Genomic DNA, 13,285 nt, shown 5'->3' with positions numbered 1-13,285 from the left:
GGCCAGCTCATGCCCATCTCCCCGTCCTCCTCGGCCCATGCCGCCCGCGAGAACGTGGTGCGGCGGCTTCGAGACCTGCGGAGAAGCGCCGGTCTGACGGTCACTGAGCTGGCCGCCCGATGCGGCTGGCACCACGCCAAGACCAGCCGGATCGAGAACGCGCACACCCCGCCCTCGCCCACGGACATCCGGCTGTGGTGCCGCGCGACCGGCGCCACGGAACACGCCCCGGACCTGATCGCCGCCTCTCAGAACGCCGAGTCGCTCTATCGCGAGTGGCGTCGCCGCGTTCGGACAGGCCTGGCCCGGTTGCAGGCCGACTACACCGAGCTGTACCGGTCGACCGAGCTACTTCGCACGTACTCCCCGGTGCTCATCCCTGGACTGCTCCAGACGGAGGGGTACGCAACAGCCCTGTTGAGCAGGAACGCCCAGCTCCTGGACGTCCCCGACGACGGGGCGGACGCCGCAGCCGCACGCGTGCGGCGCTCGCAGGTCATCCACGAGCCGGGCCACCGCTTCGTGTTCGTGATCGAGGAAGCGGTGCTCCACTACCGACTCGGTGATTCGGACGCGATGGCCGCGCAGTTGGGATACCTGATGACCGCCGGTGCGCTCCCTCAGGTGTCGTTCGGGATTGTCCCGACGGCGACGCGCGAGCGTGTGCTGTCGCCGCAGGAGATGTTCGACGTACACGACGACACGCTGGTGTCGGTCGAGCTGATGTCCGCCGAGGTGAATGTCACCCAACCATCCGAGATCGCCTTGTACGTGAAGGCATTTGAGCAACTCCGGAGCATGGCTGTGTACGGCGCCGAAGCGCGGGCTTTGATCGTGAAGGCGATCGAGTCGCTGCGTTGACCCTGGGCGGGGGGGCGGGCCCGGCCACACCCCTGAGCGCCCCGGCCAACACCGCTGACGTTTCCCGTCATCCCGCCCGGCCTTCGGTCCTCCCTAGCGTCGTACGCATGACTCCCCCTTCCGCGCCACCGCAGGCCGAACGCCCCCGGACCCTGTCCGTCCTCGCGGAGTGGGCGGCCGACCGCCACGGCGGGCTGCCCGCGCTGCGGTTCAAGCGGGACGGCGGCTGGCAGGAGGTGTCGTACGAGGGGCTGCGCGCCGCCGTCCGGGACGTGGGCCGCGCCCTTCTCGGCCTCGGCGTCGCCCCCGGCGACCGCGTCGCGATCCTCGCCGAGACCCGCGTCGAGTGGACGTACGCCCACTTCGGCGCCTTCGCCGCGGGCGCGGTCGTCGTGCCCGTGTATCCGACGGCGGGCGACGACGAAGTGGCCTGGGTGCTCGGTGACTCCGGCGCGTCGGTGGTGCTCTGCGAGGACGCGGCGCAGGCGGCGAAGGTGGAGCGGCTGCGGGGGAAGCTGCCGGGGGTGCGGGAGGTCGTGGCGATGACGGGGACGGAGGCGTACGCGGCGGCCGCGCCCGGCACCACCGACGCGCCGCAGGAACGGGCCGACGACCTCCTCGCCCGCGCCCACGCCCGCGCGCCCGGCGATCCCGCCACCATCATCTACACCTCCGGCACCACCGGCCCGCCCAAGGGCTGCGTCCTCACCCACGGCAACATCGGCGCCGTACAGGACGCCTCGCTGCCGCTGATCGAGGGCGGCCCGGGCGACGCCACGTACCTCTATCTCCCGCTCGCCCATCTCCTCGCGCAGCTCATCGAGTTCACCACCCTGATCGAGGGCGGCACGCTCGTGTACTTCGGCGGCCGGATCGAGGACGTCGTCGCCGAGCTGGCCGAGGCGCGGCCCACGCATCTGCCGTCCGTGCCGCGCCTCTTCGAGAAGATCCACTCGGTGGTGCTCTCGCTCGCGGAGTCGCAGGACGGCGGGCGCGCACGCTTCGAGGAGGCGGTACGGATCGGGGTCCTCGCCGCCGACGGGGCGCTGCCCGACGAACTGCGGGACGCGTACGAGGCCGCCGACAAGACGCTGTACGGGCCGGTCAGGCAGGCGCTCGGCGGGCGCGTGCGGTGGGCGCTCACCGGTGGCGCGCCGATCGCCCCGCACGTCCTGGACTTCCTGCGGGCCTGCGGGATCCGGGTCTTCGAGGGGTACGGGATGACCGAGTCCGGCGGCGTCATCAGCCTCAACCACCCGGCCGCCGTGCGGTACGGCACCGTGGGGCGGCCCATCGCGGGCTGCGAGGTGCGCATCGCGGACGACGGCGAAGTACTCGCGCGCGGCGCCAACGTCTTCCCCGGGTACCACGCCGACGAGCCCGCCACCCGCGCCGCCCTCGACGCCGACGGCTGGCTGCACACCGGTGACCTGGGCTCCCTCGACGAGGACGGCTACCTGCGCATCACCGGCCGCAAGAAGGACCTCATCATCACCTCGGCGGGCAAGAACCTCACCCCGTCCCTGTCCGAACTCGCCATCCAGGCCTCCCGGTTCGTCTCCCGCGCGGTGATGGTGGGCGACCGGCGGCCCCACCCCGTCGCCCTCATCACCCTCGACGCGGAGGAGGTCGCGGGCTGGGCCACCCGGTCGGGCCTGACCCTCGCCGAGCCGGTGTCGGCCGACCCGAGGGTCCGCGCCCTCGTCCAGGAGGCGGTCGACGCGGCGAACGCGCGGGTGTCGCGCCCGGCGAGGATCCGCGCCTTCGCCGTCCTGGACGAGGACTTCTCCGTGGCGGACGGGCTCCTGACGCCGAGCCTGAAGGTGCGGCGGCGGGCGGTGGTGGAGCGGTACGGCGCGGTGGTGGAGAGGTTGTACGCGGAGGGCGGGGGTTCTTCTTGAGGTGAGGGGTTCTCACTCTGGGGAGCAGCGCCTGAGTTAGAACCCCTCACCTACGAAATGCCCACGAGCCGCAGCAACGCAGTCGCCCCCGCCGCACCCACCACGACGAACGCGAACGGCGCGCGCCGCCACGCGAGGACACCCCCGACCAGCACCCCCAGCGGACGCGCCCAGCCCGCGAAGTCCTGCCCCTCGGTGAGCGCACCGGTGGCGAGCAGCGCGACGAGCAGCACGGTCGCGCCCACGGCCAGCAACTCCTGTACGCGGACGGGCAGTTCGACGCGGCCGTGCAGGAGGGGGCCGGCCAGGCGGAAGGCGTAGGTGCCGGCGGCGAGGACCAGGACGCAGAGGAGGTAGGCGTTCATGAGGGGGTTCCCGGGGAGGCGGGGGCGGGAGTTTCGGGGGCCTGGGCCTGGGCCTGGGCCTGGGCTTGGGCTTGGTCCTGGGGCTGGGCTTGGTCCTGGGCCGGAGCCAGGGCCACGTCCGGCACCGGAGCCGCAGCAGCCGTCGCCTTGCCCGGACGCCGCCGTATCGCCACGAGCCCGAGCAGCGCGAGCAGCACCGGCGCCCCCGCGGGCAGCACCGGCGTGGCCGCCACGGCGATCACCGCGCCCAGCGCCCCGGCCCTGCGCGCGTTGCCGCTGTCCCGCAGTGCGGGCATGACAAGGGCGAGCAGCACCGCCGGGAACGCGGCGTCGAGCCCGAACCGCCCGGTGTCGCCGAGCACCGACCCGGCGAGCGCGCCGCCGAGCACGCTCACGTTCCACATGGCGAAGAGACCGATTCCCGATATCCAGAACGCGGCCTTCCGGCTCCGCCGGTCCGGCTGGGCGAGGACGAACGCGGCCGTCTCGTCGGTGATCAGGTGGGCGCCCACGAGGCGTGCGGCCCAGGACCGGCCGAGGCTGTCGGCGACGGCCAGGCTGAAGGCGGCGGTACGGGTGTTGAGCAGCAGGCCGGTGGCCGCGGCGGCCGCGGCGCCGCCGCCCGCGGTGAGCACGGCGACGGCGCTGAACTGGGCGGAGCCCGCGTACACGAGCAGGGACATGGTGACGGGGACCCAGACCGGCAGGCCGTCCGCGACGGCGATCGCGCCGAAGGAGACGCCGACGATGAGGTCGGCGGCCCATACGAGCGCGATGTCGCGCAGGACGCCCGGGGGCAGGTCGGAGAACCGGACAAGCCCCGTCGTTCGCTCTACGGGGTCATCCGTTCGGTGTGGCGAACGCATGGCACGTAGCATGAACAGACGGGGAAGCGTTCGTCAAGCCGAACGATTGGTACTCTGTACCGAACGATCCGGCTCGCCCGACTGACAGCTCAGGGAGTGTGCACCGCATGACCGACCTCGGCGACGGCACCAAGGACCCCCGCCCGGGCGGCGGGCGGACATCCGAGGGCCTGCCCCGCGAGTGGATCGCCGCGGCCCTGCGCCGGGAGCGCACCCGCGCCGGACTCTCCCTCTCCGAACTGGCCAAACGCGCCGGAATCGCGAAGTCCACGCTGTCCCAGCTGGAGGCGGCGACGGGTAACCCGGGCATCGAGACGGTCTGGGGGCTGGCCGTTGCCCTCGGCGTGCCGTTCAGCGTCCTAGTGGAGCCACCGGGCCCGGCCGTCACCGTGATCCGCGCGGGCGAGGGCCCGACGATGCACGCCGAGCAGGCGTCGTACGCGGGCACGCTGCTGTCCGCCGGACCGGCCGGTGTGCGCCGCGACATCTACCACGGCGCGATGGAGCCCGGCTCTGTCCGGGAGTCGGAGCCGCACATCCCCGGCTCCGTGGAACACCTCGTCGTCAGCACGGGGCGCCTGGCCGCGGGCCCGCGCGGTGAGGCGGTCGAGCTGGCGCCCGGCGACTACATGTCGTACCGGGGCGATGTCCCGCACGCGTACGAGGCGTTGGCGCCGGGGACGACGTTCGTCCTGGTGATGCAGCACGTCTGAGTCGGCCCGGGACGGGGGTGGGTCCGGGGCGGAGCTCCGGTTTCGGGAAGGGGTGGGACGGGGCAAGCCTCCCCGGCAGGGGGCCACCTCACCCCTTGCGTGACCTCCCCCCAGGCCTGGAGGTCAGCAACTGCTCACGCAGCGCCGTGAGTTGATGCGAGGTCTCCACGGCCCGCCCCTCGTCCAGCGTGGTCAGCGCCAGCAGCAGCACATCGGCGACCACCAGCGCGGTGAGCGCCTCCGTGGTGATCCCCGTGGGTGTGTGCGGCGCGGTGAGGACGGCGTCCACCCGCTCCCCGTACACCTCGGCCAACTCATCGGTGACCAGCACCACCCGGGCCCCCACGGCCCGAGCCCGGTCGATCAGCACGGAGAGCTCGGGCAGTGCCCGTCCGGGCTGGAAGATGACGACGGCGTCCGCCCGCCCCAGCGCGAGGAGGTCGTCGGCGAGCGCGAACCCGGTCGCCCCCACATGCCGCGCCCGCCGTCCGATGCGGCCGAGCGCCAACGCCAGGTGCCGCGCGGCGAGTTCGGACGCGGCGACCCCGAAGCAGTGGATCCCGTCGGCCTCGGCGAGCACCCCGACCGCCGTGCGCAGCGCCTCGTCCGAGGTGAGGCGGCGGGTGTGCTCGATCCGCTCCTGCGCCTCGTCGAAGACCTCGTCCCAGATGCCGCCGAGGTCCCGGCCGACGTGTGCGATGCGCTGGGCGAGCCGCACCTCCGGGGCCACGCTGGAGGTGAAGTCCGCCGTCAGGTCGCGCTTGAGCGCGGGCAGCCCCGCGTACCCGAGGCGCTGGAGGGCCCGGACGACGGTGGCGTTGCTCGTCCCGCTGGCCGAGCCCAGCTCCTGTGCGGACGCGAACAGCAGGGACTCGGCGGGGGCGCCCGCCAGATACTGCGCCACTGCCCGCTCGGACGCGGACAGCGCCTCCCACTGATCCCGCACGGCGGCCCGCAACCGGGCCAGACCCCCCGCGGCACCGTCCCCGCCGGGCCCTGACCCGCCCGGCCCCGCCGTGCCGCTCCCGCCGCCCGCGCCGCCGTCCTCGCCCTCAGGCACCCCTGAAATCTTCATTACAGCTATTGACTCCCGTGTGATGCCCGTTACTCTCCTGGACAACGCATTCCAAGGAGAGAGAGTTCCGTAACCGACGTTACAGGACGGCGGTCCCGGGGACCTCTCCGTCGCGAGGAGAAGCATGGCACCGCGCACCACCCCCGCAGGCCCGACCGACCCGCTCCCGGCCACCCCGCCTGCGGCCGACCAGGCCGCCCCACTCCCGGTCGACCCGTCCAGAACCCTCCCCCTCATCGAGATATCAGGCACCCCCACCGCCCGTGGCCGCCAGTACGGCGAAGCCGTCCGCCCCCAGCTCCACGCGTCCCTCGCGTACTACGAGGCCGCCTTCGGCCAGTCGGCCGGGCTGACCTGGGAGCAGGTGACCGCCCGCGCGGCCCGCTGGCTGAAGCCCGTCGAGGAGTACGCGCCGCACCTCGCCGAGGAGATGGCCGGGATCGCCGAGGGCGCGGGCGTCGGCCTCCTGGACGTCCTGGCCCTGAACGCCCGCGGCGAGGTGATCTACGACCGCTCGTTCAAGGACATGCCCACCCCCCGGACGGAAGAAGAACCCCCGGACGGCTGCACCTCCTTCGCCGCCTACGGCGAAGCCAGCGGCGACGGCCACGTCTACGCGGGCCAGAACTGGGACTGGCGCGCCGGAGTCGCCGACACCGTCGTCATGCTGCGCGTCGTCCAGCCGCCGCACCCCACCCTGATCATGCAGGTCGAGGCCGGCCAGATCGGCCGCCAGGGCGCCAACTCCGCCGGGATCGCGCTCAACGCCAACGGCCTCGGCGGCCGCTTCAGCGACGCGGTCGGCCTGCCGCAGACCGTCGTACGCCGTAGCGTCCTGGACCAGCACGCCGTCACCGACGCCGTCGACGTGCTGTGCCGCACCCGCGCCCACATCGCCTCGAACGCCCTGCTGACCTGCCGCGAGGGCTTCGCCCTCGACCTGGAGACGACGCCCGCCGGGCACGGCTGGATGTATCCGACGGAGGGGCTGCTCGTGCACGGAAACCACTACCAGGCGGGCGTTCCCGCCGCCCTCGCCGACGGCTACCGCCCGCTGTCCCCGGACTCCCTCGTCCGCGTCCCGCGCGCCGAACAAGGCCTGCGCGCCCTGCGCACCGCCACCGGCCCCGACGAATCCCTGAAGATCATCAAGCAGGCCATGTCCGACCACCTCGGCCACCCCGAGTCGCTGTGCACGCACCCCGACCCGCGCCGCCCGCCCGTCAAGCACTGGGCCACCCTCGTCTCCTCCTGCGTGGACCTGACGACCGGCGACTACCGCGTCACCGCGGGCACCCCCTGCGACCGCGACTACCAGCACCTTCCGTGGAACCTCTACGACGGCCCGTACGGAGATGTGAGATGACCACGAAGCGCCCGACGGGCCTGCAGCGCCCGAAGTGGCCGGCGCGTCCGCGTGCCGTCGGCGCCGGGCTCACCGCGACCGCCCTGCTCGCCGTCGCGGGCTGCGCCGGTGCCGACACCTCCGCCCTCGGCGGCAAACCCGCCGACGCCGCCCGGCTCAAGCTGTCCGCCACCACCCCGCCCGCCCGCGGCCAGCTCGACCGCGCCGACTGGCTCCTGGAGGACGAGCCCGACTCCCTCGACCTCGACACCCAGGGCACCAGCGCGGGCCGCGTCGTCCTCACGAACGTCTGTGAGCGGCTCTACCAGCTCCAGCCCGACATGAGCGTCAAACCGTTCCTCGCGGAGCGGGCCCGAACGCCCGACAGCCGCACCCTCGTCCTGACCGTCCGCGACGGCGTCACCTTCCACGACGGCTCGAAGCTCACCGCCGCCGACGTCCTGTGGAGCCTGAAGCGGCACGCCGACCCGGACATGGAGCAGGCCGACGAGTTCGGCAACGTGCAGAAGATGGAGCAGACCGGCGCGCGCGAGGTCACCGTCCGCTTCAAGCAGCCCGACGCCCTGTTCACCAAGGCGCTCGCCGGGGACGCGGGCATCGTCTGGAACCCGCGCCGAGTGCGGGCCGCGGGCAAGGAGTTCGGCACCCCCGGGCACGGCGACGCCTGCTCGGGTCCGTACCGCCTCAAGAGCTGGAAGTCCGGCGACTCCCTCACCATCGAGGCGTACGACGAGTACTGGGGCAAGCAGCCGCTGACCCGGCGCGTCGACTTCCGGTGGGCCTCCGACAGCGCCCTGGTGAACGCCCTGAAGACGGGCGCCGCCGACGGCGCGTACGCCGAGTCGCCCAACACCGCCGCCGCCCTGCGCACCACCAAGGGCCTCAAGCAGTACTACGGCCCCTCCACCGCCTCCCTCGTCCTCATTCCGACCGCGCGCGGCGGCCTCAAGGACCCCGCGATCCGGCGCGCCCTGTCCCTGGCCCTGGACCGCCAGGGCATCGCGAACTCCGGGTACGGCGGGCTCGTCCAGCCGTGGGCCGCGCCGGTCGGCGCGGGCGCCTGGGGGTACGAGAAGGAGCACTTCGCCGCCGCCCAGCGGAAGTTGACGGCCGTCGCCCCCGTCTCGCCCACCGCCGACGACCTCGCCGAGGCCAAGAAGCTGGTGAAGGAGGCGGGCGCGCCGGACGACCCGATCGTCATCGGCACCGACAGCAGCCAGGGCCGCACGGTCGTCGCCAACGCCACCCGCGCCGCCCTCCAGCGCATCGGCCTCAAAGCCCGGATCAAGACCGTCCCGCCCGCCCAGTTCGAGGAGTTCTACAGCGACCCCGGCGCCCGCGCCGACATCGACGCCCTCGTCGGCGACTGGTACATCTCCAAGTCCGACCCCATGGGCTTCTACGACAACGGCCTCTCCGACTCCGCCAACAACTGGGTCGGCTTCAAGGACGCCACGTACGACCGCCTGACGCACCGCGCCCTCGCCACGCTCGACGACGAGCGCCGGGCTCGGCTCGCCACCGACCTCCAGCGGCGGTTCGTCGACGCGGCCGTGTGGATCCCGGTGGCGCAGGTGCCGACCGCGCTCGTCCTCAGCGACGAGCTGACCGGCCCGCCCGCCTCCCAGGCGTACCTCTACTACCCGTGGGCCGCCGAACTCGGCCCGCGAAAGGCCGGGTGAGTCCCATGGCCCTTCGCCTCGCACTCCGCGTCGGCCGCCGCCTCACCGGCGTCCTCGCGACGCTCCTCGCCGCCTCGTTCGTGATTTTCGCCGCCGTGTACGCGGCGCCGGGCGACCCCGCCGTGTTCCTCGCGGGCGGCCGCGACAAGCTGACGCCCGAACGGCTCGCGCAGGTCCGCGCCGAGTACCACCTCGACGAGCCCCTCTTCGTCCAGTACGGCCGCTGGCTCTGGGACTGCGTCCACCTCGACCTCGGCCGCTCCTTCAAATACAGCGACCAGGTCGCCGACCTCGTGGCCGCCCGCTTCCCCACCACCCTCCAACTCGTCCTGTACGCCACCGTCCTGTTCGTCGTCCTCGGCGTCGGCGCGGGTGTCCTCGCCGCCGTCAAGCGGTCCACCTGGGTGGACTCGGCGGTGGTGGGCGCCACGACGCTCGCCGCGTCCGTGCCGTCGTTCGTCGCGGCCATCGCGCTGGTGTCCTTCTTCGGCGTACGACTCGGCTGGTTCCCGGTGACCGGCAGCGGCACCGGCTTCCTCGGCACCGTCCGTCATCTCACGCTCCCCGCCCTGTCGTTGGCACTCGGCGCGCTCGCCCTCGTCAGCCGCGTCACCCGGCAGGCCATGGTCGACGCGGCCGCCTCCGACCACGTCGAGGCCGCCCGCGCCTCCGGCGTCCCCGAACGCGACATCGTCCGCCGCCACGTCCTGCGCAACGCCCTCGGCCCCATCGTCACCATGTGCGGCCTCGTCATGGCGGGCATGCTCGCCGGAACCGTCGTGGTCGAGACCGCCTTCGGCCTCAGCGGCATCGGCTCCCTCCTCGTCGGCGCGATCAACACCCACGACTTCCCCGTGGCCCAGGCCGTCCTCCTCCTGATGGTCACCGGATACATCGTGGTCACCACGCTGGTGGACGCGGTCCACCCGCTCCTGGACCCCCGAGTCGAAGGGGCGCACCGATGACCACGACCCCGACCGAAGGAGCGGCCCGATGACCGCGATCCTCGACGACACCCCGTCCCCGCCCCTGCCGGCCGTCCGCGGACGACGCCCCGCCGGCGTCCTGGTGGCCGGAACCCTCCTCGCCCTGGTTGTCATCGCGGCAGTGTGCGCCCCCCTCCTGGCCCCCTACGCCCCCGACACCATCGACCTCTCCTCCTCCCTGGTCGGCACCGGCCACGACCACCTCCTCGGCACCGACTCCTCCGGCCAGGACCTCCTCTCCCGAGCCCTGTTCGGAGCCCGCAGCAGCCTCATGGCCCCCCTGGCCCTGCTCGCGGTCGCCGGAGTCCTCGGCGTCACCCTCGGCGTACTCGCGGCCTGGCGCGGCGGCTGGGTGGACGTCCTCGTCTCCCGCCTCACGGACGTGATGTACGCCTTCCCCGGCCTGCTGTTCACCGTCCTGATCATCGCGGTGTTCGGCGCGGGCATGACGACATCCGTCCTGGCCCTGGGCCTCGCCTTCACGCCGACCGTCGCCAAGTACACGCGCTCCCTGGCCCTTTCGGAGGCCCGCAAGCCGTACGTGGACGCCTACCGCGTCCAGGGCATGGGCGGCCTCCGCATCTGCGCCGCCCACGTCGTCCCGAACCTCGCCCGCGCCATCCTCGGCTATCTGGTGGTCCTCTTCGGCGAGGCCCTCATGTCCCTCGCGACCCTCTCCTACCTGGGCTTCGGCGCCCAACCCCCCTCCTCCGACTGGGGCCTGATGGTCCAGGAGGGCCAAGCCGCGATCGTCCAGGGCGCGATGCTGCCCGCACTCGTACCCGGCACAGCCATCGCCCTGGTGGTCGTGTGCTTCAACGTCGTCGGCGTCTGGGCCGCCGACCGTCTGGGGAGGCAGTGATGAGCGAAATCCGCGTGCCGGGCACGGGTGGTCCGGGTGCGGCGCCCGACGCCCTGCTGGAGGTCACCGACCTGACCCTGCGGCTCCCCGGCGCCGCCCGCCCCGTCCTCGACTCCGTCTCCCTCACCGTCGCGCCCGGCGAAGTCGTGGCGCTCGTGGGGGAGTCGGGGTCCGGTAAGTCGACGACGGCGAAGGCCGCCCTCGGGCTGTTCCCGCCGGGGGCGGTGGCCTCCGGTTCCGTACGTTTCGACGGCGCCGAAGTGCTCGGCCTCACCGGCGAACGCCTGCGCGCCCACCGCGCCCGGGGCGTCGCCCTGGTCCACCAGGACCCGCGGGCCGCCCTCAACCCGGTGCGCCGCGTCGGCGACTTCCTGGTCGAGCGGGGCGCGAGCAGGTCGGAGGCCGTCGAACTGCTCGCCTCCGTGGGCCTGCCGGACCCGGAGCGCCGGGTGCGCCAGCGGCCGCACGAGCTGTCCGGCGGCATGCTGCAGCGCGTCGTCATCGCGGGTGCCCTCGCGGCCCGCCCGCGCCTGCTCCTCGCCGACGAGGCGACCAGCGCGCTGGACGTCACCACGCAGGCCGACATCCTCGCCCTCCTGCGCGGGCTGCGCGCGGAGCACGGGCTCGGGCTGCTCTTCATCACGCACGACCTGCACCTGGCGGCGGCGTACAGCGATCGTGTGTACGTCATGTACGCGGGCCGAGTCGTCGAATCCCGTACCGCCGGGGCCCTCTTCACCGCCCCCGCCCACCCCTACACCCAGGGCCTCCTCACCTGCTCCCCGACCCTCGGCGACACCGGCACCCCGCTCCACCCCATCCCCGGCCGCCCCCCGTCCCTCTCCGACACCTTCCCGGGCTGCCCCTTCACCGACCGCTGCGCCCACTCCCAGCCGACCTGCGAGACCTGGGCCCCGATCCAGGTCGCCCTTCCCGATGGCGGCACGGCGGCCTGCGCCCTCCTGGCCGACAGCGACCGGCCGGTCCCCTCTGTGGGCAGCTGGTCCGCCCGGAGGGCGGAACGGGTGGGCACAGCCCCGTCCAACGGCACCGACACGGCCCAGGTGATCCACGAATGACGTCCCACCTCCTGCAGGCGGACAGCCTCAGCAAGACCTACCCCCTGCCGGGCGGCAACTCCCACCAGGCGGCGGCCGACGTTTCCTTCACCGTCCCCCCGGGCGGAGCCCTGGGCATCGTCGGCGAATCCGGCTCCGGCAAGACCACGGTGGCCAGAATGCTGGTCGGCCTCGTCCGCCCGGACCACGGCACGATCACCGTGGCGGGCAGGGCCAGGGAACCCCGTCCCCCGAGGGGCACAAAGGCCCGCCTGGCCAGGGCGAGGGAGATCCAGATGGTCTTCCAGGACCCCTACGTCTCCCTGGACCCCCGGCTCACGGCAACCCAATGCCTCCGTACGGCACTCCGCCTCCACGGCCGGCCGGACACGAAGGCCACGGAGCTCCTGGACCGGGTGGGCCTCGGCCCGAGAGAGGCCGACGCCCGCCCGCGGGACCTGTCCGGCGGCCAGCGCCAGCGCCTGGCGATCGCCAGGGCCCTCGCGGTGGATCCCAGGATCCTGGTCCTGGACGAGGCGGTCGCGGCGCTGGACGTGTCGATCCAGGCGCAGATCCTCCAGCTCCTGGCGGAGATCAGGGCGGAGACGGGGGTGGCGCTGGTGTTCGTGAGCCACGACCTGGCGGTGGTGCGGCACGTCACGGACGAGGTCCTGGTGATGCGCGCGGGCAGGGTGGTGGAGCGGGGCCCGACGGCCCGGGTCCTCTCGTCCCCCGAGGACCCGTACACCCGCCTCCTCCTGGCCTCCGTCCCGACGGCGGAGGGCTGGGACCCGACGGACGCGGCCCGCGCCCGCGCGTCCCTGGACTCGGCGTAGCCCTTGCGGGGGCGCCCCAGTCCCGCCCCTCCCCGAACCCGGGGCTCCGCCCCTGGACCCCGGCCCCCGCCGACGTCCCCTCCGGGTGGGACAGCCCCCGCCGATCGGCGCTCCGCGCCTCGTCGTCAAACGCCGGACGGGCTGAAACTGCCGGGTCGGGCCGAGAGGGCCGCTCCGGCAAGCCACCAGCCCGTCCGGCGCTTGCGGACGAGGCCGAAGGCCGATCAACGCCCACCACGGCACCCACGGCAGAAAAAGGCAGGAGCCCCGCTGCCTCCACAGGATGTGGGGGCGCAGGGCTCCTTGGGTACTGCTTCCGTTCCGGATCAACCCACCAACTACGCGGGGGTGACGTTCTCCGCCTGCGGGCCCTTCGGACCCTGCGTGACGTCGAAGGTCACGGCCTGGTTCTCCTCAAGGGAGCGGAAACCGCTGGCGTTGATCGCGGAGTAGTGCACGAAGACGTCGGGGCCTCCGCCTTCCTGGGCGATGAAACCAAAGCCCTTTTCGGCGTTGAACCACTTCACGGTTCCGGTAGCCATAAGCCCTCCTTGGGCCAAAGGGTTGCCCTGCTCCAGAACCTGCGATTGTTGAAACAACTGCAAAAGTCTGAAAACGACGAGAGCCTGCGGGTCACATGCTCCGCAGGCTCTGTACTGCAAGGGAAACCAAACTGCAACTTGCGGTGAGCTTAGCACGCAGGCACCCGGAAGC

The 13,285-nt window shown here is 73.0% G+C and carries 12 protein-coding genes and 1 pseudogene; 9 read left to right on the top strand and 4 right to left on the bottom strand.

Translation table 11 applies throughout. The features are described 5' to 3' along the window. Positions 1-9: 9 nt before the first annotated feature. Both IE274_RS23100 and IE274_RS23095 read left to right on the top strand, forming a co-directional pair. Positions 10-861 (top strand): helix-turn-helix domain-containing protein, encoded by an 852-nt coding sequence (locus IE274_RS23100; RefSeq protein ID WP_190117733.1) that lies wholly within the window; start codon positions 10-12, stop codon positions 859-861. 107 nt (positions 862-968) lie between these two features. Further along, complete coding sequence (locus IE274_RS23095) at positions 969-2,762, top strand: AMP-dependent synthetase/ligase (protein WP_190117732.1); 1,794 nt, start codon at positions 969-971, stop codon at positions 2,760-2,762. 50 nt (positions 2,763-2,812) lie between these two features. On the opposite strand, the gene IE274_RS23090 is transcribed toward IE274_RS23095, so the two are convergent. Together IE274_RS23090 and IE274_RS23085 are read right to left on the bottom strand one after the other, a co-directional pair. After that, complete coding sequence (locus tag IE274_RS23090) at positions 2,813-3,127, bottom strand: AzlD domain-containing protein (RefSeq protein ID WP_190117731.1); 315 nt, start codon at positions 3,125-3,127, stop codon at positions 2,813-2,815. Positions 3,128-3,264: 137 nt separating this feature from the next. Next, positions 3,265-3,993: pseudogene (locus IE274_RS23085) on the bottom strand (AzlC family ABC transporter permease); the annotation flags it as partial. A 107-nt stretch (positions 3,994-4,100) separates the two neighbouring features. Between IE274_RS23085 and IE274_RS23080 the strand changes: the two are divergent. Continuing rightward, the gene (locus tag IE274_RS23080; protein WP_229909732.1) at positions 4,101-4,706 is read left to right on the top strand and encodes a helix-turn-helix domain-containing protein; all 606 of its coding nucleotides are present in this window, start codon (positions 4,101-4,103) and stop codon (positions 4,704-4,706) included. Positions 4,707-4,794: 88 nt separating this feature from the next. On the opposite strand, the gene IE274_RS23075 is transcribed toward IE274_RS23080, so the two are convergent. Further along, on the bottom strand, positions 4,795-5,673 hold the full coding sequence (locus IE274_RS23075) for a MurR/RpiR family transcriptional regulator (protein WP_190117826.1): 879 nt from the start codon (positions 5,671-5,673) through the stop codon (positions 4,795-4,797). A gap of 232 nt (positions 5,674-5,905) precedes the next feature. On the opposite strand from IE274_RS23075, the gene IE274_RS23070 reads away from it, so the two are divergent. The 6 genes from IE274_RS23070 to IE274_RS40090 are packed head-to-tail and all read left to right on the top strand — an operon-like array spanning position 5,906 to position 12,571. Next, positions 5,906-7,147 carry a C45 family autoproteolytic acyltransferase/hydrolase gene (locus IE274_RS23070; protein ID WP_229909731.1) on the top strand — a complete coding sequence of 414 codons (1,242 nt, stop codon included), beginning with the start codon at positions 5,906-5,908 and terminating at the stop codon, positions 7,145-7,147. After that, positions 7,144-8,829 carry an ABC transporter substrate-binding protein gene (locus tag IE274_RS23065; RefSeq protein WP_229909730.1) on the top strand — a complete coding sequence of 562 codons (1,686 nt, stop codon included), beginning with the start codon at positions 7,144-7,146 and terminating at the stop codon, positions 8,827-8,829. The genes IE274_RS23070 and IE274_RS23065 overlap by 4 nt, the downstream gene beginning before the upstream one ends. Before the next feature lie 5 nt (positions 8,830-8,834). Next, positions 8,835-9,794, top strand: coding sequence for an ABC transporter permease (locus IE274_RS23060; protein ID WP_190117730.1), 960 nt, complete (start codon positions 8,835-8,837; stop codon positions 9,792-9,794). Between the two features lie 28 nt (positions 9,795-9,822). Then, positions 9,823-10,677, top strand: coding sequence for an ABC transporter permease (locus IE274_RS23055; protein WP_190117729.1), 855 nt, complete (start codon positions 9,823-9,825; stop codon positions 10,675-10,677). Further along, complete coding sequence (locus tag IE274_RS23050; protein ID WP_190117728.1) at positions 10,677-11,756, top strand: ABC transporter ATP-binding protein; 1,080 nt, start codon at positions 10,677-10,679, stop codon at positions 11,754-11,756. The genes IE274_RS23055 and IE274_RS23050 overlap by 1 nt, the downstream gene beginning before the upstream one ends. Further along, entirely contained in the window at positions 11,753-12,571 is an 819-nt protein-coding gene (locus IE274_RS40090; protein WP_190117727.1) for an ABC transporter ATP-binding protein, read from the top strand. The genes IE274_RS23050 and IE274_RS40090 overlap by 4 nt, the downstream gene beginning before the upstream one ends. A gap of 338 nt (positions 12,572-12,909) precedes the next feature. On the opposite strand, the gene IE274_RS23040 is transcribed toward IE274_RS40090, so the two are convergent. Next, a complete protein-coding gene (locus IE274_RS23040) occupies positions 12,910-13,113 on the bottom strand; it encodes a cold-shock protein (protein WP_016645643.1) in 204 nt (67 codons plus the stop codon). Positions 13,114-13,285: the final 172 nt, after the last annotated feature.

Source organism: Streptomyces flavofungini (assembly GCF_014650815.1).
In the GTDB taxonomy this organism is placed as follows: Bacteria; Actinomycetota; Actinomycetes; order Streptomycetales; family Streptomycetaceae; genus Streptomyces; species Streptomyces flavofungini.
Note: the sequence above shows the minus strand (reverse complement) of the source record. Positions and strands in the feature narration are given on the sequence as shown.